The following is a 19,591-nucleotide window of genomic DNA, read 5'->3' on the forward strand; positions in this document are numbered from 1 at the left end:
CAAATCGGCGGGAGGCGCACAATTGCAGGCTCGTCATGCCGCAATGCGCGCGCCTCTCGCGGATGCTCGCGGAGGATCGTGACGGACTTACTTCTTGTCCGAGGCAGGAGCGGCGGGGGCGGCAGGCGCGGCAGGAGCGACGCTGCCGGCCTTCGCTTCCTTCTTGCACTCACGGCGAAATTTCCTGCGCTCCTTGCCCTTCAATCCCTTGGCGTCCGCCTGCTTGGAGCATTCGAGCGACTCGGCCGAACGCTCCTTCGGCGCCTTCTTGTCGGCGGTGGCAGCGGCATCGGTCTTTGTCTCGGTCTTGGCTGCCGGCGCTGCGGTCTGTGCGAAGGCGGTGCCGGTGGCGAGCAGCGAGGCGAGGGCGACGACGGCGAGGCGAGACGTGAAGGTCATGTGTTGCACTCTGCTTGGAAGAATGGCGAAGGGCTGGACGGTCGGCCTGCATTGCTGAACGCGACATGAATGAGATGAGCGACGGGATCACTATATTTTGGCGGCGATAGCTATCGCATCCTTGTCGCAAGCGGCCGACACGCTAGGATAGCAATGTTCGTTTCACTTCCGTCGGGGAAGACCAAGCAGGAGACCCAGGGATGATCATTCAGACGAGATTGTTGTGTGCGATTGCAGTGTCCGGTGTCGCGGCATTGCTGGCGAGCGCGCCGGCGCAGGCGCTGACCGCGCAGGAGTGCAGCGCGAAATACCAGGCCGCCAAGAAGGACGGCTCGCTCGGGACCATGAAGTGGAATGACTTCCGCAAGGCCCAGTGCGGTGCCGATGCGACGCCCGCCGCTGCACCGACCGCAGCTGCTCCGGCTGCGCCCGCCGCTCCTGCCGAGCCGAAGCAGGCGAAGGAGGCGGCACCCGCCGCCGCGCCGGCGCTGCCGGCCGGACCGGCGGTCTATCCGAACGCAGTCGATCCGAAATATGCCAAGGAGACCCCCGGCAAGGCGCGGCTGCACACCTGTGTCGACCAGTACAATGCCAACAAGGCCACCAACGGCAATGGCGGCTTGAAGTGGATCCAGAAGGGCGGCGGCTATTACAGCGAATGCACCAAGAAGCTGAAGGGCGCCGCCTGAGCTTCGAATTGGTACGATGGCCGGAGCAGTGCTCCGGCCATTTCGCTTGGATTTTTCGAGCATAATCTTCCGGAAAACCGCTGCACACTTTTCCGGATCATGCTCAGTCGAGCAGCTTCTCGGCCGATCTCGCCACGAGCTGCGACCGCTTGCGCGGACCGCTCTCGACGAACAACAGGCTCTGGCCGAAGATGAAGCAGTAAAACAGGAAGGCCTGCGCCTCGGCCTCCTCGGCCGCAAGGCCGGTCGCGCGATAGAGTTCGCTGACGTGCTTGAGCCGCGCCGCGTCGACGCTCGCCACCGCCGCCGCGGCGTTCGCGTCCGAGCGGGCCCATTGCCGGATCGCGAGCTCGATCGCCATGCCCTCCGGATTGAGGCGCTCGGAATAGAGCTGGATCACCGCTCTCAATCGCTCGCGGGGCTCCTGCCCGTCGAGACTCGTCTGCTGCGCGATTGCGGCGACGCGTCCCTCGCGCCAGCCTTCCAGCATGGCATCGAGCAGCGCGGCGCGGTCGGCAAAGCGGCGGTAGAAGCCGCCCTTGGTGACGCCAAGATTCTTGGCGAGCACCTCGACCCGGACGCCCTCGACCCCCGCGCGGGCGAGCTCGGCAAAGCCTGCCTCGACCCAGACATCGCCCTTGCCGTCACTCATGAAGAAAACCCCACCGGCTCTTGATACGGTACCGTATTGCTAGCGCGGCACGGGTTTGATACGCTACCGTATCAACGATCAAAGACGAAATTGCGGGAGGAAACCGATGGAGCAGGAGGCGACCTATCGCGGCACGGTCTATCCGTGGCAATGCGATCACATCGGCCACATGAACATCATGTGGTATGTCGGCAAGTTCGACGAGGCCAACTGGAATCTATTCGCCCGCCTGGGCCTGACGCCGAGCTATTTGCGCAGCTCCGGCCGCGGCATGGCCGCCGTGCAGCAGAACATCGCCTACCGACGCGAGCTGCTGGCCGGCGACATCGTCGAGATCCGCAGCCATCTGCTCGCGCTTCGCGACAAGTCGATCCGCTTCCGGCACGACATGACGAATGCCGAGACCGGCGAACTCGCAGCGACGTGCGAGATCACCGGCGTGCTCATGGACCGCAACTGCGCAAGTCCGCACCCTTCGCCGACGCCATCCGTGAGATCGCCGTGAAGCACCTTTCCGAGCCGGCGGAGGCATGAGCGATGGCCACATTCGAGCCGAGAAACCCCGAGTACCGCACGGCCACGACCGCGATGTTCGCCGCCCAGCCGGCGATGCGCACGCTGGGCATATCGATCGTCTCTCTGGTGCCGGGCCGGGTCGAACTGGCGATGCCGTATGCGTCCGCCTTTACGCAGCAGAACGGCTTTGTCCACGCCGGTATCATCACCGCAGGCCTGGACAATGCCTGCGGCGTCGCCGCCTTCACCCTGATGCCGCGTGAGGCCGACATCCTCACCGTCGAGTTCAAGACCACGCTGCTTGCACCGGCCCGGGGCGAGCGCTTCGTCTTCAGGGCCGAAGTCGTCAAGCCCGGCCGCACGCTGACCTTCTGCGAGGCCAAGGCGCTCGCCGAGCATGACGGCAAGACCACGCTGATCGCGACCATGACCGGGACCTTGATGGCGATGCTGCCCCGCATTGCGGCCTCGGACGTGCCGCGCACGTCCGCCGCATAGCGGCGATTGACAAGCGTGCCGGCGCATCCCTTGATGCGATGGCCATGCTTGCAAGTCTCGGCCTCATCCTGCTCTGCCAATTGATCGGCGAAGCCGTCGTGCGCGGTCTCGGCCTGCCGTTGCCGGGACCTGTGCTCGGTCTGCTGCTGCTTCTGATCCTGCTGCTCGCCCGCGACCGCTTTGCGCTGCTCGCGCACGGGCCGCTGCGCAATGACGGTGTCGAGACGACGAGCAAGGGCCTGCTGGCCCATCTCTCGTTACTGTTCGTACCGGCCGGCGTTGGCGTCGTGCAGGAGCTCGACCTGCTCGCGTCTCACGGCATCGCCATCATCCTCGTGCTCGCGCTGTCCGTGGTCGTCACGCTGCTCGCGACCGTGCTGACCTTTCGCCTCGTCAGCCGCCTGTTGAAGCAACAGGACGCGCGATGAAGGACAATCCGTTCTCGCTCTGGGTTTATCTCTCGCAATCGCCGCTGCTCTGGCTGACCGTGACGCTGCTGGTCTATGCAACGACGGACGCGGTCTCGCTGGCGACGCGGCGTCATCCGCTGGCCAATCCCGTGCTGCACGCGATGTGGATCATCGGTGCGTTCCTGCTGTTGACCGGTACCTCCTACACGACTTATTTCGCCGGCGCGCAGTTCGTGCATTTCCTGCTGGGGCCGGCGACCGTCGCGCTCGCGGTGCCGCTCTACGAGAACCGCAAGCGCGTCGTCTCATCGATCGTTCCGATGCTGGTGGCGCTGGTCGCGGGCTCGGTCACCGCGGTGGTGTCGGTCGTGCTGCTGGCCGAGCTTGCCGGCCTGCCGCGCGACGTGGTGCTGTCGCTGGCGCCGAAATCAGTCACCGCCGGCGTTGCCATGGGCATCGCCGAATCCCTGCATGCCGATCCTTCGCTGGCGGCGGTCGCGGTCATCCTCACCGGCATCATGGGCGCCATCATCGTGACGCCGCTGATGAACCGCACCGGCGTCACCGACTACCGGGCTCGCGGCTTTGCCGCCGGCCTTGCCGCGCACGGCATCGGCACCGCGCGCGCGTTCCAGGTCGACGAGATTGCCGGGGTCTTTTCCGGCATCGCCATGAGCCTGAACGCCTTGGTGACCTCGTTCCTGGTCCCTCTGGCGGTGACACTATTGGTGCGATGACATGACCGTCGCAACACTCTATATGATCCGTAACAAACGCCGATCCCCGGGCGTATGTACGCACATGGGGCCGGAACGGGACGAGATATGACCGGATTTGGGAATAATGGTGTTGCGACGCGGCGCGCGGCGTTGGCGCTGATCGGGGCGGGTGCTCTGGCGGTGGGTGGAGTCGCCTCGGCGCGCGCGGCGACCGGCGATGACGAGGTGCTGACCGAAGCCAAGGTGTTGCGCGATCCCGACACGCCCGTCGCAGGCAATCCCGGCGGCAACGTCACGATCGTCGAATGGTCCGATTACAATTGTCCCTATTGCCGCAAGCTCGAGCCCGAGCTGCGCCAGGTCGTCCAGGACGATGGCAAGGTGCGGCTGGTGATGAAGGACTGGCCGATCCTCGGGCCGGTTTCGGTCACGGCGGCGCGGACCGCGCTGGCGGCGAAATTCCAGGACAAGTACCATCAGGCCCATGACGCCATGATGGGCGTCAGCTCGCGCCTGACAGAGCCGCGCATCAACGAGCTGCTCGCGGCCGCCGGCGTCGACATGGACCGGTTGAAGCGCGATCTCACCGGCCACGCCAAGGACATCGATGCCATCCTCAAGCGCAACAACGAGCAGGCCGAAGCTTTCGGTTTCCGTGGCACCCCGGCCTTCATCGTCGGCAAGTACCGCGTGCCCGGCGTGCTCAGCATGGCCGAGTTCGAGCAGGTCATCGCCGACGCCCGCAAGGCCAAGATGAACTGACGCGTCTCTTCGGGCGCAGTCAACGCAAAGGCGCCGCCGCGAAGTTCGCGACGGCGCCTCATTCATGTGGTCGGGGCGATATTACTTCGACGAGATCCGGACCCAGTCCTTGTGCGCGCGGTCGCGCAGTGCGTCCCAATCGGCCTTGGCGACATCCCAGTTCACGATGGTGCGATTGGCGGTCGCGACCTCGCCATTGGCGACCGACGACGTCTGCATGGAATCATAGACGTAAACGCCGCCCGCAAGCAGCAGTGCGCCCAGGATCATTCCGAAAAAAGTCTGCATGACGAACCTCCGGTGACGGGCGATAATGTCCGCCCGGAGTGATGGTTCCCTGGCCATGCGGCGCATCTAAGGAGAGGTCGTTCATTCTCCATTCAGCCATTGCAGCAATTCCGCATTGATCTCGCGCGGATAGGTGTGGCTGAGATCGCCGATCTCGCGATAGGTGACATTGGCGCCGGCGGCGGAGAGCGCCGCCTGCGTCTGCCGTGCGGTCTGCACCGGAAACATCCAGTCGAGCTTGCCGTGAGTGATGAAGACCGGCAGGCCCTGCAGGCGCGTTGCGTCCGCCATCTCCGCCATCAGCGGATGAAAGGTCGCCGCAACAGGCGCGAGATGAGTGAACGGCGAGGCGCCGTCGAGCCCGGTGACGTAGCAGAAGGTGCCGCCGTCGCTCATGCCGGTCAGAAGCATGCGCGAGGGGTCGACGCTCCAGCGGCCACGCACCGTCTCGAGGATGCGCATGAGGTTCGGCGTGTCGGTCTCGTTGCCCGTCAGCGCCCAGGTCGGGCCGGTCGCAGTCGGTGCCACAAGGACCGCGCCAAGACTGCGCGCGTCGCGGAGCCAGCTCCACAGAAAGCCGCGCCCGTTGCCGCTGCCGCCATGCAGCGCCATCACCAGCGGCATTGGCCGGCCGGGCATGTAGTATTCGGGCACATAGGCCGAGAAGCCGCCACGGCTGCCGGGCTCATTGTGATCGTGGAAGATCCCGGTGTGCTCGCTCGCGCCGACTTCCAGTCGTGACAGCAGATCGTGATTCTCGCGATGGGCGGCGTCGAGAAAGAAGCTGCTCACGGGCGGGAACTGCACCGCCAGCGGATAGAGCGCCTCCTGCGCGCGCGGGACATGGCGCAGGGCCCGGAAGACCGCGACGAGATCGCCATTGCCACGCTCGACCTCGCGGATGCCGGCAAAGGCGGCGAGGGCCTCGTCGCAGGCGCGATCGAGCCGCTCGCGCAAGCCGGCGAACTGTTCAGGCCAGTCGCCGATCGCCGCTCGTGCCGCTTGCAGCGCCTCGTCCGGTGTGCCGATTGCGTTCATCACCGAGGCGAAGGCGGGCGGGTGCAGATGCCGCTGGAAGAAGCCGAGCGCTTCCAGCGCATTGAGCAGCGGTGGCAGCACCGCAACGATGTCGTCCACCACGGCCTCGGTCATCGCCCGCTTCTTCCTCAAGCCTTGGGGTCAGTGCAGCTTCGGCGCCTTCAGGAGCTTGAAGCGATCGGTCGACGTCACCGTGACGTCGAAGGTGACGCCTTCATGATGCACGGTGAGCGGCACGTCGACGCCGGCGGCGCCGAGCGTCCACATCTTCCTGTAGAACGCGGTCTGGCTCGTGACCTTCTCGCCGTCCACAGCGAGGATGACATCGCCGGTCTTGAGCTCGGCGCGGGCGGCCGGGCCGTTGGCGGAGATCCCGATCACCACCACGCGGTTGTCGATCTCGGTTGAGAAGAGCCCAAGCCAGGGCCGCGCCGGCCTGTTGACGCGGCCGAATTTGCGCAAGTCCTCGAGGATCGGCTTCAAGAGGTCGATCGGCACGATCATATTGACGTGCTCGGCCTTGCCGTCACGTTCCCGCTCGAGCTGGAGCGAGCCGATGCCGATCAACTCGCCGCGTTCGTTGAGAAGGGCCGTGCCGCCCCAGTTCGGATGTGCGGGACAGGTGAAGATGGCCTCATCCAGCAGATATTCCCAGTAGCCGGCGAATTCCTGCTTGGCCACGATTTGGCTTGCGACCGAGCGCGTGCGCCCGCCGGCGCCGCCGACCACGACGCGGTCGCCGATCCGGGTTGCCGCCGACGAGCCGAGCGGCAGCGGTGCGACGTCGAGCTGGCCGAGCGCCTGCACCAGCCCGAACCCGGTCTCGGAATCGAAGCCGAGCGCATGACCCTCCACCACGCGTCCGTCGGCGCGGTGCAACCAGACCGTCTCGGCCTCAGTGATGAGATAACCTATCGTGAGCACCAGCCCGTCGTCGATCACGACGCCGTTGCCGGCGCGCTCGGTGCCCAGAGTCTCGGCGCTGAAGGCGTCCGGCGGGACGATGGCGTGCAGGCCGACGATGGACGCGAGGGCGCGGTCGAGATCGAAGCTGTAGTCACTCGCCCGCGGCTGGTTCGCCGGCGGCACTCTCCATTCGGTCAGAGCGGGCATGGAGTTCTCCTGGCTGAGAGCATCGCTCCGGTATGGCTAGCGGAACGACGAGCAAGCATAATTTAGGCCGGAGCAGGCCGTCTTGAAAGCCTCGTTGCCAACTATTCCGGAGAACGCCGCGTGAAATCTTCGAAAGGCGCGAGAGATACCTCGTGGGTTGGGCGTTCGTGCGATCCGGCACGGCCGCATGGCTGCTGTCCGGCGGAATGCTAGGCGCCGCATAGCGAAGCTGCTAACCATTGCCGCTTCGTTTGACCTTGGGATCACGGACGACAAGCATGGACAACCGCAGCGACATCTGGCGTGGCATCGATACGATCAAGGCACGTTTCATCGACCTCAGCGACAGGGTCTGGGGCATGCCTGAGGTCTGCTACACCGAGGCGCGGTCCGCCGCCGAGCATCTCGCCGAGCTGCGCCATCAGGGATTCCGGATCACCGAGAACGTCGCCGGCATTCCGACCGCGGTGATGGGCGAGTGGGGCGAGGGCGGTCCGGTCATCGCCTTCATGGGTGAATACGACGCGCTGCCGGGCCTCAGCCAGGAGGCGGGTGTCGCCGAGCATCGTCCGATCGAGACCGGCGGCCATGGCCATGGTTGCGGTCACAATCTGCTCGGTTCCGCCGCGCTGCTCGCCGCGACTGCGGTGAAGGACTGGCTGGCCGAGAACAAGGTGCCCGGCCGCGTGCGCTATTACGGCTGCCCTGCCGAAGAAGGCGGCGCGGCAAAGGCCTTCATGGTGCGCTCCGGCGCGTTCGAGGACGCCGACATCGCCATCACCTGGCATCCGCACAGCTTCTGGGAAGTCGCGGTGACGCCGTCGCTCGCCAACACGCGCGCGGATTTCATCTTCACCGGCCGTACCTCGCATGCGGCCGCCTCGCCGCATCTCGGCCGCTCGGCGCTCGACGCGGTGGAATTGATGAATGTCGGCGTGAACTACATGCGCGAGCACATGCCGAGCGATGCGCGCGTGCACTACGCTTTGCTCGATACCGGCGGCATTGCGCCCAATGTGGTGCAGGCGCATGCGCGCGTGCGCTATTCGATCCGCGCCCGCGATCTTCCCGGCATGAACGAACTGGTCGAGCGCGTGTCCAAGATCGCGCAGGGCGCCGCGTTGATGACCGAGACCAAAGTCGAGATGAAGATCATCTCCGCGGTCTCCAACATCCTGCCGAACGCACCCCTGGAACAGGCGCTGCACCAGGTGATGGAAGAACTCGGACCGCCGCACTTCGACGACGCGGACAAGAGCTTTGCCAGCCAGATCCGTGCGACGCTCACCGACAAGGACGTCGCGTCCGTCTATTACGCGATCGGCATGGAGCCGACCGATCGGCCGCTGGCCGACTTCCTGGTGCCGCTCGATGCCAAGCGCAACCCGCTGGTCGGCTCGACCGATGTCGGCGACGTGAGCTGGGTGGTGCCGACCGCGCAGGTGCACGCACCCACGGTTGCGATCGGCACGCCCTTCCACACCTGGCAGGTGGTGGCGCAGGGCAAGAGCCCGCATGCCCACAAGGCCATGGTGCAGGCGGCCAAGGCGATGGCCGGTCTCGGCATCAAGGCGCTGATGGAACCGGAGCTGATCAAGGCTGCCAAGGCGGACCTTCAAAAGCGGACGGCCAAGACACCTTACGTCTGTCCGCTGCCGGATCACGTCGCGCCGCCGCTCGACATGTCCGTCGGGTAATTTCACCTCGATACTTCGTCGGATGCAGCGAACAAATTTTCCGCAGTGCAGCGCGCAATCCAGCACGTTTTGATGCTGGATTGCCGAACGGATGGGCTGCGGAACGCAATTTTGCCCAACGGACAGCCAGAAGACCGTTTGCATACACACGGTCCCAGTTGACGCGCACCCCATTCGGTGTGCCATCTACCGCCAGCCAAACCCGGCGGTCGCCTCCTGCGGCCGCCTGCATCCATGTCGGAACCAGACGGGGGGACAACCATGCTGGATAAAGAACTGCGTTCGATGATCGACCAGGTGAAGGACGGGCGGATGAACCGCCGCGCCTTCATCCAGCGCATGGCCGCCGTTGGCCTGACCGCACCGCTGGCCAACCAGATCCTCGCCCTCGGCGGTGTCGCCATGGCCCAGGGCGCGTCCACCTACAAGCCGACCAAACGCGGCGGCGGCGGTGCGCTGAAGCTGTTGTGGTGGCAGGGCCCGACCTTGCTCAATCCGCATTTCGCCACCGGCACCAAGGACCAGGACGGCTCGCGCCTGTTCTATGAGCCGCTCGCCTGCTGGGATCCGGACGGCAACATGAAGCTGGTGCTGGCAGCGGAGATCCCGTCGATCCAGAACGGGCTGCTCGCCGCCGACGGCAAGTCCGTGACGTGGAAGCTGAAGCCGGGCGTGAAGTGGCACGACGGCAAGCCGTTCTCGGCCGACGACCTCGTCTTCACCTGGCAATATGCGAAGGATCCCGCGACCGCGGCCATTACCATCGGCGTCTATCGCGACATCACGGTCGAGAAGATCGACGATCTCACCGTCAAGATCACTTTCCCCAAGCCGACCCCGTTCTGGGCCGATGCCTTCGTCGGCGCCGGCGCCGGCCAGATCCTGCCGAAGCATCTGTTTGCCGACTACATTGGCTCGAAATCCCGTGAGGCCCCGACCAATCTGGCGCCCGTCGGCACCGGTCCGTACAAGTTTGTCGAGTTCAAGCCGGGCGATCTCATCCGCGGCGTGATCAATCCCGGCTACCACATGCCGAACCGTCCCTATTTCGATTCGGTCGAGATGAAGGGCGGCGGCGACGCCGTCTCAGCCGCGCGCGCGGTGATCCAGACCGGCGAATATGACTTCGGGTGGAACATCCAGGTCGAGGACGACGTGCTTCTGCGCCTCGAAAAGGGCGGCAAGGGCAAGACCGTCTATGCCGTCGGCGGCGACACCGAGTTCATCGCGCTCAACTTCACCGATCCGAACGTCGAGGTCGATGGCGAACGCTCATCGATGAAGACCAAGCATCCCCTGTTCTCGGATCCCGTCGTGCGCAAGGCGCTGTCCCTGCTGGTCGACCGCGAATCCGTCAAGAAGGCGATCTATGGCCGCGCCGGCCGCACCACCGCCAACTTCCTCAACGGCCCCGAGAAATTCGTGTCCAAGAACACGAGCTGGGAATTCAATATCGAGAAGGCCGCAAAGATGCTCGATGACGCCGGATGGAAGCCCGGCGCCGACGGCATCCGCGAGAAGGACGGCAAGAAGCTCAAGATCGTCTATCAGACCTCGATCAACGGTCCGCGCCAGAAAACCCAGGCGATCGTCAAGCAGGCCTGTCACAAGGCCGGCATCGACGTCGAGCTGAAGTCGGTGGTGGCATCGGTGTTCTTCTCATCGGACGTCGCCAATCCCGATACCTATCCGAAGTTCTACGCCGACATCGAGATGTTCCAGATCCCGCTGAGCCAGCCGGACCCGTCGCAGCACATGCGCCGCTATCTCTCGACGGCGGTTGCGACCAAGGAGAACAAGTGGCAGGGCACCAACTTCCCGCGCTGGGTCAACAAGGACTATGACGCGGTGATCAACGCTGCCGATATGGAGATGGATCCGGTCAAGCGCGCGGCGCTCTATATCAAGGCTAATGATCTGATGTGGCAAGACACGGTGTTCATCCCCGTGATGCATCGTCTCAAGGTGGAGGCCGCCGCGAACAACCTGCGTCCGGTGATCTCGGGTTGGGCCAACGAAACCGACAACCTGTTCGACTGGTACCGCGAGGAATGATCCCCCAGCGCTAGACGGGGCTTTCCCTCATGAGTCAATACGTCCTGCGTCGCCTCCTGATCGCGATTCCGAGCCTGCTCGGAATCTCGGTCGTGCTGTTCGTCGTGCTTGCGCTCGCCCCCGGCGATCCGTTCTCCGAACTGGCGACGAATCCGAACGTACCGCCCGAAGTGCAGGCCGCGCTTCGGGCCAAGTTCGGCCTCGACGATCCGATCCACCTTCGTTACCTGCACTGGCTCAATGCCATGCTGCACGGCGACTGGGGGTTCTCCTTCGTCAGCCGGATGGACGTCGACCAGTTGATCCTCCAGCGCCTACCGGCCACGCTCTACGTGATCGGCTCGGCGCAGATCCTGGCGCTCCTGATCGCGATCCCCGTCGGGGTCTATGCCGCGACCAAGCCGTATTCGCTGTTCGACCAGATCGCGAATACGCTCGCCTTCGTCGGCTTCTCGCTGCCGACCTTCTTCACCGGCATTCTGTTCATCCTGATCTTCTCGGTCACGCTGGACTGGCTGCCTTTCGTCTACACGACCGACATCAAGGCAACCGGCATCCGCTGGGTGTTGGAGATGATCAGGCAGGCGATCATGCCGGTGGCGGTGCTCGGCCTGTTCCAGGCGGCGTCGATGACGCGCTTCGTGCGTTCGGCGATGCTCGACGTGATCCGGCTCGACTACGTGACCACGGCGCGTGCCAAGGGGCTTGGTCAGGCCACGGTCATCGTCAAGCACGTGATGCGCAACGCCATGATCCCGGTCGTGACGCTGATTGCGTTGCAAATGCCCGCGGTGTTCGGCGGCGCCATCGTCACCGAGCAGATCTTCCGCATCCCCGGCATCGGCTCGCTGCTGATCTCCTCCATCCTTTCCAACGACACGCCGGTGGTGATGGCCGTCACCTTCGTCTTCGCGTGCCTTGTGGTCCTGTTCAATCTCATCGCGGACGTCCTGTATGGCTGGCTTGACCCTCGCATCTCCCTCCGCTGAGCGGCGCGTCTACTCGCCCTGGCGCGAGACGTGGCGACGCTACAGCCGCCACAAGCTTGCCGTTGTCAGCGCGTTCCTGCTCCTGGTTCTTGTCCTGGCGGTGGTGTTCGGTCCGTTCGTCTGGCGGGTCAAGATCGACGAGATCGACATCGTCGCTGGCATGCAGGGGCCGTCGCTTGCCCACCCCTTTGGCACCGACGACCTCGGGCAGGACATCCTCGCCCGCATGATCTATGGCGGGCGCATCTCGCTTGCGGTCGGCCTTGCCGCGATGCTGGTCTCGGTCATCATCGGTGTGCTGATCGGCGCGCTCGCCGGCATGTCGCGCGGTGCGCTCGGGCACGGGTTGATGTGGCTCACCGATCTGTTCTTGTCGCTGCCGCAACTGCCGCTGCTGCTGCTGCTCATCTATCTCTTCCGCGACGGGCTGAAGGTCGCGTTCGGCCCCGAAGGCGGCATCTTCATCCTGATCGTGCTCGTGATCGGGGGGCTCCGCTGGATGCCGGTCGCGCGCCTGGTGCGCGCGCAGTTCCTGTCGATCCGCGAAAAGGAATTCGTGGAGGCTGCACGTGCGCTTGGTGCAAGTCCGCTACGACAGGTGGTAAAGCACATCCTGCCAAATGCGCTCGGTCCGGTGATCATCGCCGGCACCATCGACGTTGCGGCCGCCATCATCGCGGAATCGACGCTCTCCTTCCTCGGCCTCGGCTTCCCGCCGGACACCCCGACCTGGGGACGGCTGTTGTACGATGCCAAGGACTTCCTCGACATCGGCCCGCACTGGGCGTTGTTTCCGGGCGGCGCGATCTTCATCGCGGTGGTCGCCATCAACTTCATCGGCGACGGCCTGCGTGACGCGCTCGATGCGCGGCGGGTGATCTGATGGCGCCGCTGCTCGAGATCAAGGGCCTGAAGACCCATTTCTCCACCGACGACGGCATCCTGCAGGCCGTCGACGGCGTCGATATCTCCATCAACAGGGGCGAGACGCTCTGCGTCGTCGGCGAATCCGGCTGCGGCAAGACCGTGACGGCGATGTCGATCCTGAAGCTGATCGCGATGCCGCCGGGCCGTATCGCTGCGGGGCAGATCATCTTCGAGGGCCGCGATCTCGTGCCGCTGACGAGCAATCAGCTCGACGAGATCAGGGCCAAGGAGATCGGCTTCATTTTCCAGGAGCCGATGACCTCGCTCAATCCGGTGCTTACCATCGGCGAGCAGATTGCCGAGAGCCTGCGCCGCCACGAGGCGGTGACGAGAAAACAGGCCCTGGAACGCACCATCGAGATGCTGAAGCTGGTGCAGATTCCCAACGCCGAAGGTCGCGTGCACAATTATCCGCACCAGTTCTCCGGCGGCATGCGCCAGCGCGTGATGATCGCGATGGCGCTCGCCTGCAAGCCGAAGCTGATCATCGCCGACGAGCCGACCACCGCGCTCGACGTCACCATCCAGGCGCAGATCCTCGACCTCTTGCAGGACATGAAGGAACGCTTCGGCATGGCGGTGATGTTGATCACCCATGCCATGGGCGTCGTCGCCGAGACGGCGCAGCGCGTCGTCGTGATGTATGCCGGCAAGGTGGTGGAGGAGGCGGCCGTCGACGAGCTCTTCGGCGATCCCCGCCATCCCTATACGCAAGGGTTGATCCGCTCGATCCCGCGGATCGACCTCGACAGCGAGCACAAGACGCGGCTAGAGGCGATCGGCGGCTCGGTACCGATCCTGATCAATCCGCCGGTCGGCTGCCGCTTTGCCCCGCGCTGCAAGTTCGCCATGAACGTTTGCAGCGAGAAGGAGCCGTTGCTTCGCGAGATCGCGCCCGGCCATCGCATGGCTTGTCACTTGGGAGATGCCAGTCTGGGAGGCGCGGCATGAGCGAACCGTTGCTGCGCGTCAGCGGCCTGAAGAAACACTTCCCCGTCCTCGGCGGCCTGCTGTCGCGCCAGGTCGGCACCGTCTATGCGGTCGACGGCGTGTCGTTCTCGGTCAATCGCGGCGAGACGCTCGGTCTCGTCGGCGAATCCGGTTGCGGCAAGTCGACGACGGGGCGCTGCGTGCTGCGCCTGATCGAGCCGACCGACGGCGAGGTCACCTTCGACGGCCAGGACGTGCGCAAGCTCGGCGGCAACGATCTGCGCGCGATGCGGCGGAACATGCAGCTGGTGTTCCAGGACCCGTTCGCCTCGCTCAATCCGCGCATGACGGTCGGCGCCATCCTCGGCGAGGCCTTGATCATCCATAACCTCGGATCGTCGGCCAAGGAGCGCGAGGAGCGCGTCGCCAGCCTGCTCGTGAAGGTCGGGCTCAAGGCCGAGCACATGCGCCGCTATCCGCATGAATTCTCGGGCGGCCAGCGCCAGCGCATCGTGATCGCGCGTGCGCTCGCCGTCGAGCCGAAGCTGATCGTCTGTGACGAGCCGGTGTCTGCGCTCGACGTGTCGATCCAGGCCCAGGTCATCAACCTCCTGGAAGACCTCCAGGCCGAGTTGAACCTCACTTATCTGTTCGTCGCGCACGACCTCTCGGTGGTCGAGCACATCTCAGATCGCGTCGCAGTGATGTATCTCGGCCGCATCGTCGAGCTGGCGAAGGCGAGCGACCTCTACCGCAACCCGCAGCATCCCTACACCAGGGCGCTGTTGTCGGCGGTGCCGGTCCCCGATCCCAAGCTCAAGCGCGAGCGCATCCGTCTCAAGGGCGACGTGCCGAGCCCGATGAAGCCGCCGTCGGGCTGTCACTTCCACACCCGATGCCCGATCGCCCAGCCGCGCTGCGCGGAGAGTGCGCCGGCGCTGAAGGAGGGAGCGGCGGGGCATTTTGCGGCGTGTCACCTGGTGTGATGGTGCAGCGCGACATGCGGTGCGAGAACGATTTTGCTCTGGCGGTCAGCGAGGCATGCCGTTCGTCGTCCGCAGTGAATGCACGAAATCGATCACCGCCAGGATCACCACGCCAACAACAATGACGATGAGCGGGATGGCCTTGATCCAAACCACCAGGAATCCAAGAAATGTCATCATAAGCGCGAGGCCGATGAGTCCGGTGATCAGATTGGTCATCGCACTTTCCTTTTCTCCGCGCCGGGAGCCGAGTTCGATCCAGCGCTCGGGACGTTGCGCCGACCGCTGCCACGAGTGCGCCCGACGTTCTTGAGGAGCCAGTGCGCCGTGCGCAAGAGGCGGGCATCGTTGCCGCGGCGGCCGACGAGTTGGACGCCCAGCGGAAGGCCGGCTTCGGACCGCATCAACGGCAGGCTGATGGCGGGCACGCCGAGATAGGTCCAGAGCGTGCAGAAAACCGGGTTGCCGGTCGTTTCAATACCGGGCGCCGCACCCGGCGCCGCAGGCGTCAGGACGGCGTCGTATTCGTCGAAAATATGGTCCAGAGCCTGGTTGAGCGGCGGGATCCCGGCCAGAGCGCCGCAGTAGTCCACCGCAAGATGCGCGCGACCGCGCTCGATCGCCTGGCGTAGACGCGTGCTCAGCTTGTCGCCGCCTCGCTGGTAGTCGCGCCGCAGATTGTGTGCCATGTCAACTTCCATGATGATACGGTGCATGTCGACGGCCCTGTCGAAGCTCGGCCCAAGCTCGACTTCGCTGCACGCCTCACCCAAAGCCTCGACAAGCTCAGCAAAGGCCTCGCGCGTCGCTGGCTCGGCCTGATCCCAGACCGGTGAGCGCACGAAGGCAAATCGCGGCGGCAACGGCGGCTCGCTCGCCGCTACCGCAGAGAATGGCGGGCGCGCAACAGGCCGCGTGTCCAGATCCTCCCGGTCGAAGTCGACCATGACCTCGGCCAGCAGGGCCACGTCCTCCACGCTGCGCCCGAACACGCCGACATGATCGAGTGTGCGCGACAATTCGAGCGCGCCACTGCGCGGAATGAGACCATGCGAGGGCTTGAAGCCGACCACGCCGCAGAAGGCGGCAGGACGGATCACCGAGCCGTTGGTCTGCGAGCCGATAGCACCAGGCACCATCAGCGCCGCGACGGCCGCGGCGGAGCCCGAGGACGATCCGCCGGGTGTGTGATTTGGGTTGTGCGGATTTCGGGTCTTGCCCGGATTGTAGTACGCGTACTCGGTGGTCACCGTCTTGCCGAGGATCACAGCGCCTGCCGCCCGCAGACGCGCCACGGCCGCCGCATCGCGCCGCGGCGTGCGTCCGGCCCACAGGTCTGATCCGAATTCCGTCGGCATGTCGCCGGTGTCGAATATGTCCTTGATGCCCACGGGCACGCCATGCAGCGGGCCTACAGCCTTGCCCTGCTTACGGCGATCGTCAGCAGCCTCGGCCTGCCGCATGGCGTGATCGCGATCAAGAAACGCCCACGCATGGACATCGCGATCGACCTCGTCGATGCGCGTGAGGCAGTCGCCGACGAGCTCCGTCGAACTGAGCCGGCCGTCGCGGATGCCGGCCGCGGCTTCCATGAGGCCGAGCGCGTTGAGACTCATGCGTAGCCTTTCGGCGGTTTGCCGGGCGCGCTCATCGCGATCCATAGAGATAGGTGGGCAACCACAATGCGATCTCCGGGAAGATGTAGACCAGTGCCATGGTGAGGAAGACCAGGCCGACAAAGGGAAGCGCGCCGGAGAAGATATCGGTGAGCTTCACCTCGGGCGGCGCCACGCCCTTCAGATAGAACGCGGCCATCGCAACCGGCGGCGTGTTGAATGCCGTCTGCGTGTTCAGCGCAACCAGGATGCCGAAAAAGATCGGATCGATGCCGTAGTTGGGAAGCAGCGGCAGGAAGATCGGAACGAAGATGATGATGATCTCGGTCCATTCCAGCGGCCAGCCAAGCAGAAAGATGATCACCTGGGTCAGCAGCAGGAACATGACCGGCGACAGGTTCATCGAGGCGAAGAACTGCTCGACCACCGTCTGCCCGCCAAGGACCGCAAACACCGCGGAGAACGTCCACGACCCGATGAACAGGTAACAGACCATCGCAGTGGCGCGCACGGTCAGATAGACCGATTCGCGCATCATCGTGAAGTTGAGCGACCGATAGGCGGCGGCCAGAACGATGCTCATGAGGGCGCCTACCGCGGCCGCCTCGGACGGCGTCGCCAGGCCGAACAGGATCGCGCCGAGCACGGCAATGATGAGCAGCGCCAGCGGCAGGAATGACGTGGCGAGCGCCCAGATCACCGTGCTGAGCGGCACGTTGGTCTTCTCGGGCGGCAGCTTCGGCGCGAGCGCGGGATTGATCATCGCGCGCACGATCACATAGACGACGTAGAATCCGGCCAGCAGGAACCCCGGAAAGAACGCGGCCGCATAAAGCTTGACCGCCGAAACGCCGGCGGTCGCCGCATAGACGATCAGGAGAATGCTCGGCGGAATCAGGATACCGAGGCAACCGCCGGCGCAGACCACGCCTGCCGACAGCTTGGTGTCGTAGCCGGCGCGCAGCATCGCCGGCAAAGCCAGCAGGCCCATCAGCGTGACGACGGCGCCGACGATGCCGGTGGCGGTCGCGAACATCGCGCAGGTGATCAGCGTGGCCACCGCCAGCGCGCCCGGCACGTTCTTCATCGACAACTGCAGCGCGTAGAACAGCCGGTCGAGAATGTTTGCGCGTTCGATCAAATAGCCCATGAACAGGAACAGCGGAACCGCAACCAGCACATCGCTGGATGTGACCTCGAACGTCTTCTGCACCAGAAGTGTGAAGATGCGGTTCTGGAAGAAGTCCTGACCGGGGGTGTAGTAGGCATAGTAGCCGAACGAGACGCCCATCGCCATCAGCGTGAAGGCGATGGGGAAGCCGAGCATGATGATGAAGATGAAGAGGCCCAACATCAGCATGCCGAGTTGAGGATCGGTCATGCGCCTGGTCCCTTCTCGCTCTGCGGCTCAGCCGCGTGCTGCTGATGTTCGCGGATGACGAGGCTCTCGGTCTCTTCCACGTCGTGCAGGCGTTGCGGCCATCGGCCGGTGCGGATGCACAGCACACAGCGAATGATTTCAGCGAACCCTTGCAGAAACAGAAGGAAACCGGTGAGCGGGATCAGTGCCTTCAGCGGAAACACCGGCACGCCGGCCGGACTGAAGATGCTGACTTCGCGGAAGCGCACCGACATCTGGGCGTAGTTCCAGCCCGAATACATCAGCGCGGCGATCGCCGGCAGGAAGAACAGGATATACAGGACGAGGTCCATCGTTGCCTGGGTGCGCGGCGACCAGAGGCGGTAGACCACGTCGGCGCGCACATGGCCGTTTCGCGAGAGCGTATACGCGCCGGCCATCAGGAACATCGCGCCATAGGTGATGTAGCTGATGTCGAAAGCCCAGGTGGTCGGCGCACGCAGCACGTAGCGCACGAACACCTCGTAGCTGACACCCAGTGTGAGGACGAGAATCAGCCAGGCGAACGCCTTACCTACCCACGTGCTGAGCTCATCGATGAAGAACAGGAATTTCGTCATGCGAGCCGAGCTCGCTGCGAGCAGACCATCCGGATGTCCCCCTCCCAACTCGTGGGTGGCGCTTCAATTGCGCCACCCCTCACGATACGGCCTCACGCGACGCGCCGCGACAGCCGTCAGACCTTGAGCACGCCCGGGAAGTGATGTTCGAAGGCGCCGCGGTAGTCGGTCGCGTTGTTCATGTTGTAGTAAACCACGCGGCGTACCCAGGCTTTCTGCGAGTCCATCACCTTCTTCATGAACGGATCCGAGCCGAGCTGGGCGATCAGACCGTCCCACGCCTTGATCTGCGCGTCGAACACCGACTTCGGCGTCCGCTGGACGTTGACCTTGTCCTTGTTGATGAGCTCCTGCAGGTCCTTGGAATAATAGTCCATGCCTTTCCATTCGTTGGCGGAGGAAGCAGCTTCGGCGGCGTATTGCAGGATCGCCTGGTGTTCCTTTGGCAGCGCGTTGAATTTGGTCCGGTTGAACATGATCTCGAAATATTCCGTCGCCTGATGGTGGCTGCCCATCATGTAGTTCTTGGCGACATCCTGCGCGCCGAAGCGCCGGTCCGAGGTCGGATTGTTGAACTCGAACCCGTCGATCACGCCGCGCTCCATCGCTGGCACGATCTCGCCGCCGGGTAGCTGCGCGACGGATGCACCCATCGCCTGGAAGAGATCGGCGGCAAGGCCCACCGTGCGATACTTCAAGCCCTTGAGATCAGCGTCGCTGGTGATGGGCTTCTTGAACCAGCCGAGCGGCTGGGTCGGCATCGGCATGGCGAAGAAGCTCTTGATGTTGACATTCATGATCTGGGTCTGGAGCTCCTCGAACAGCTCCTTGCCGCCGCCGTTGTGGATCCAGCCGAGGCCTTCGTTGGCGTTGAAGCCGAACACGGGACCCGTCCCGAACAGCGATGCTGCCTTGTGTTTGCCGTACCAGTAGACCGTCACCGTGTGTGCCGCGTCGATCTGGCCGCCATGAACGCCGTCGAACACCTGGAACGGATGCACGACTGAGCCGCCGACCAGATAGTCTATGCGGAGCCGGCCGCCGGCCATGTCGTTGACGCGCTTCACATAGTCTTCGGCCATCTCGTTGAAGACATCGGCTTTGCCCCACGAGCCCTGCATCTTCATGGTCACCGTCTGCGCCCGGCTGACTTGCGGCATGGCAATGACAGCAGCGCCGGTGGCCCCGGCGGCCAGCAGGAATTTGCGACGAGTTGTTCTGGTCTTTTCAGACTTAGCAGTCATGGACGTCCTCCCTGGCGGCCTGGTTGTTCGAACGCGTTTCGGTGCGCTTCGTTTTTAACCGCTGGGGGTATGCCGCAATCCAG

Annotated in this window: 21 protein-coding genes and 1 pseudogene; 12 read left to right on the forward strand and 10 right to left on the reverse strand. The window is 64.5% G+C overall.

Annotated features, from left to right (window positions below):
- Positions 1-87: 87 nt before the first annotated feature.
- Entirely contained in the window at positions 88-399 is a 312-nt protein-coding gene (locus ACSHT2_RS23655; RefSeq protein ID WP_440636877.1) for a PsiF family protein, read from the reverse strand.
- A gap of 200 nt (positions 400-599) precedes the next feature.
- Here ACSHT2_RS23655 and ACSHT2_RS23660 point away from each other — a divergent pair, with 200 nt between their 5' ends.
- Entirely contained in the window at positions 600-1,088 is a 489-nt protein-coding gene (locus ACSHT2_RS23660) for a hypothetical protein (protein ID WP_440636879.1), read from the forward strand.
- A gap of 103 nt (positions 1,089-1,191) precedes the next feature.
- On the opposite strand, the gene ACSHT2_RS23665 is transcribed toward ACSHT2_RS23660, so the two are convergent.
- Positions 1,192-1,740, reverse strand: a complete 549-nt coding sequence (locus ACSHT2_RS23665; protein ID WP_271531498.1) for a TetR/AcrR family transcriptional regulator — start codon at positions 1,738-1,740, stop codon at positions 1,192-1,194.
- Between the two features lie 106 nt (positions 1,741-1,846).
- Here ACSHT2_RS23665 and ACSHT2_RS23670 point away from each other — a divergent pair.
- From ACSHT2_RS23670 to ACSHT2_RS23690, 5 genes and pseudogenes are all read left to right on the forward strand, one after another.
- Positions 1,847-2,274 (forward strand): annotated as a pseudogene (locus ACSHT2_RS23670) (acyl-CoA thioesterase).
- 3 nt (positions 2,275-2,277) lie between these two features.
- Positions 2,278-2,754 carry a PaaI family thioesterase gene (locus ACSHT2_RS23675; protein WP_440636881.1) on the forward strand — a complete coding sequence of 159 codons (477 nt, stop codon included), beginning with the start codon at positions 2,278-2,280 and terminating at the stop codon, positions 2,752-2,754.
- A 44-nt stretch (positions 2,755-2,798) separates the two neighbouring features.
- Entirely contained in the window at positions 2,799-3,182 is a 384-nt protein-coding gene (locus ACSHT2_RS23680) for a CidA/LrgA family protein (RefSeq protein ID WP_440636882.1), read from the forward strand.
- The gene (locus ACSHT2_RS23685) at positions 3,179-3,901 is read left to right on the forward strand and encodes an LrgB family protein (protein WP_239620590.1); all 723 of its coding nucleotides are present in this window, start codon (positions 3,179-3,181) and stop codon (positions 3,899-3,901) included. The genes ACSHT2_RS23680 and ACSHT2_RS23685 overlap by 4 nt, the downstream gene beginning before the upstream one ends.
- A gap of 87 nt (positions 3,902-3,988) precedes the next feature.
- On the forward strand, positions 3,989-4,645 hold the full coding sequence (locus ACSHT2_RS23690; protein WP_440636884.1) for a DsbA family protein: 657 nt from the start codon (positions 3,989-3,991) through the stop codon (positions 4,643-4,645).
- A gap of 81 nt (positions 4,646-4,726) precedes the next feature.
- On the opposite strand, the gene ACSHT2_RS23695 is transcribed toward ACSHT2_RS23690, so the two are convergent.
- The 3 genes from ACSHT2_RS23695 to ACSHT2_RS23705 form a co-directional block, all read right to left on the reverse strand.
- Complete coding sequence (locus tag ACSHT2_RS23695; protein ID WP_440636885.1) at positions 4,727-4,933, reverse strand: hypothetical protein; 207 nt, start codon at positions 4,931-4,933, stop codon at positions 4,727-4,729.
- Between the two features lie 81 nt (positions 4,934-5,014).
- Entirely contained in the window at positions 5,015-6,085 is a 1,071-nt protein-coding gene (locus ACSHT2_RS23700; RefSeq protein WP_440636887.1) for a phospholipase, read from the reverse strand.
- Between the two features lie 27 nt (positions 6,086-6,112).
- On the reverse strand, positions 6,113-7,084 hold the full coding sequence (locus ACSHT2_RS23705; RefSeq protein ID WP_440636888.1) for a S1C family serine protease: 972 nt from the start codon (positions 7,082-7,084) through the stop codon (positions 6,113-6,115).
- A gap of 278 nt (positions 7,085-7,362) precedes the next feature.
- Here ACSHT2_RS23705 and ACSHT2_RS23710 point away from each other — a divergent pair, with 278 nt between their 5' ends.
- The 6 genes from ACSHT2_RS23710 to ACSHT2_RS23735 all read left to right on the forward strand — a co-directional run bounded on the left by ACSHT2_RS23710 (position 7,363) and on the right by ACSHT2_RS23735 (position 14,668).
- Positions 7,363-8,781, forward strand: coding sequence for a M20 family metallopeptidase (locus ACSHT2_RS23710; protein ID WP_271531511.1), 1,419 nt, complete (start codon positions 7,363-7,365; stop codon positions 8,779-8,781).
- Positions 8,782-9,042: 261 nt separating this feature from the next.
- Positions 9,043-10,836: a peptide ABC transporter substrate-binding protein gene (locus ACSHT2_RS23715; protein WP_440636890.1), complete on the forward strand. Its 1,794-nt coding sequence runs from the start codon at positions 9,043-9,045 to the stop codon at positions 10,834-10,836.
- 29 nt (positions 10,837-10,865) lie between these two features.
- Entirely contained in the window at positions 10,866-11,825 is a 960-nt protein-coding gene (locus ACSHT2_RS23720; RefSeq protein ID WP_440636892.1) for an ABC transporter permease, read from the forward strand.
- Positions 11,791-12,708, forward strand: a complete 918-nt coding sequence (locus ACSHT2_RS23725; protein WP_440636894.1) for an ABC transporter permease — start codon at positions 11,791-11,793, stop codon at positions 12,706-12,708. Before ACSHT2_RS23720 ends, ACSHT2_RS23725 begins: the two co-directional genes overlap by 35 nt.
- Complete coding sequence (locus ACSHT2_RS23730) at positions 12,708-13,703, forward strand: ABC transporter ATP-binding protein (RefSeq protein ID WP_124161343.1); 996 nt, start codon at positions 12,708-12,710, stop codon at positions 13,701-13,703. Before ACSHT2_RS23725 ends, ACSHT2_RS23730 begins: the two co-directional genes overlap by 1 nt.
- Positions 13,700-14,668 carry an ABC transporter ATP-binding protein gene (locus tag ACSHT2_RS23735; protein ID WP_124161344.1) on the forward strand — a complete coding sequence of 323 codons (969 nt, stop codon included), beginning with the start codon at positions 13,700-13,702 and terminating at the stop codon, positions 14,666-14,668. Before ACSHT2_RS23730 ends, ACSHT2_RS23735 begins: the two co-directional genes overlap by 4 nt.
- Before the next feature lie 45 nt (positions 14,669-14,713).
- Here ACSHT2_RS23735 and ACSHT2_RS23740 read toward each other — a convergent pair whose 3' ends face one another.
- The 5 genes from ACSHT2_RS23740 to ACSHT2_RS23760 all read right to left on the reverse strand — a co-directional run bounded on the left by ACSHT2_RS23740 (position 14,714) and on the right by ACSHT2_RS23760 (position 19,508).
- The gene (locus ACSHT2_RS23740) at positions 14,714-14,887 is read right to left on the reverse strand and encodes a hypothetical protein (RefSeq protein WP_440636895.1); all 174 of its coding nucleotides are present in this window, start codon (positions 14,885-14,887) and stop codon (positions 14,714-14,716) included.
- Complete coding sequence (locus tag ACSHT2_RS23745) at positions 14,884-16,284, reverse strand: amidase (RefSeq protein ID WP_440636897.1); 1,401 nt, start codon at positions 16,282-16,284, stop codon at positions 14,884-14,886. Before ACSHT2_RS23745 ends, ACSHT2_RS23740 begins: the two co-directional genes overlap by 4 nt.
- Positions 16,285-16,315: 31 nt before the next feature.
- On the reverse strand, positions 16,316-17,665 hold the full coding sequence (locus ACSHT2_RS23750) for a TRAP transporter large permease (protein WP_440636898.1): 1,350 nt from the start codon (positions 17,663-17,665) through the stop codon (positions 16,316-16,318).
- On the reverse strand, positions 17,662-18,264 hold the full coding sequence (locus ACSHT2_RS23755; protein WP_194391297.1) for a TRAP transporter small permease subunit: 603 nt from the start codon (positions 18,262-18,264) through the stop codon (positions 17,662-17,664). Before ACSHT2_RS23755 ends, ACSHT2_RS23750 begins: the two co-directional genes overlap by 4 nt.
- 116 nt (positions 18,265-18,380) lie before the next feature.
- Positions 18,381-19,508 (reverse strand): TRAP transporter substrate-binding protein, encoded by a 1,128-nt coding sequence (locus tag ACSHT2_RS23760; RefSeq protein ID WP_440636899.1) that lies wholly within the window; start codon positions 19,506-19,508, stop codon positions 18,381-18,383.
- Positions 19,509-19,591: the final 83 nt, after the last annotated feature.

It is taken from the genome of Bradyrhizobium sp. PUT101 (genome assembly GCF_052043945.1).
GTDB lineage: Bacteria > Pseudomonadota > Alphaproteobacteria > Rhizobiales > Xanthobacteraceae > Bradyrhizobium.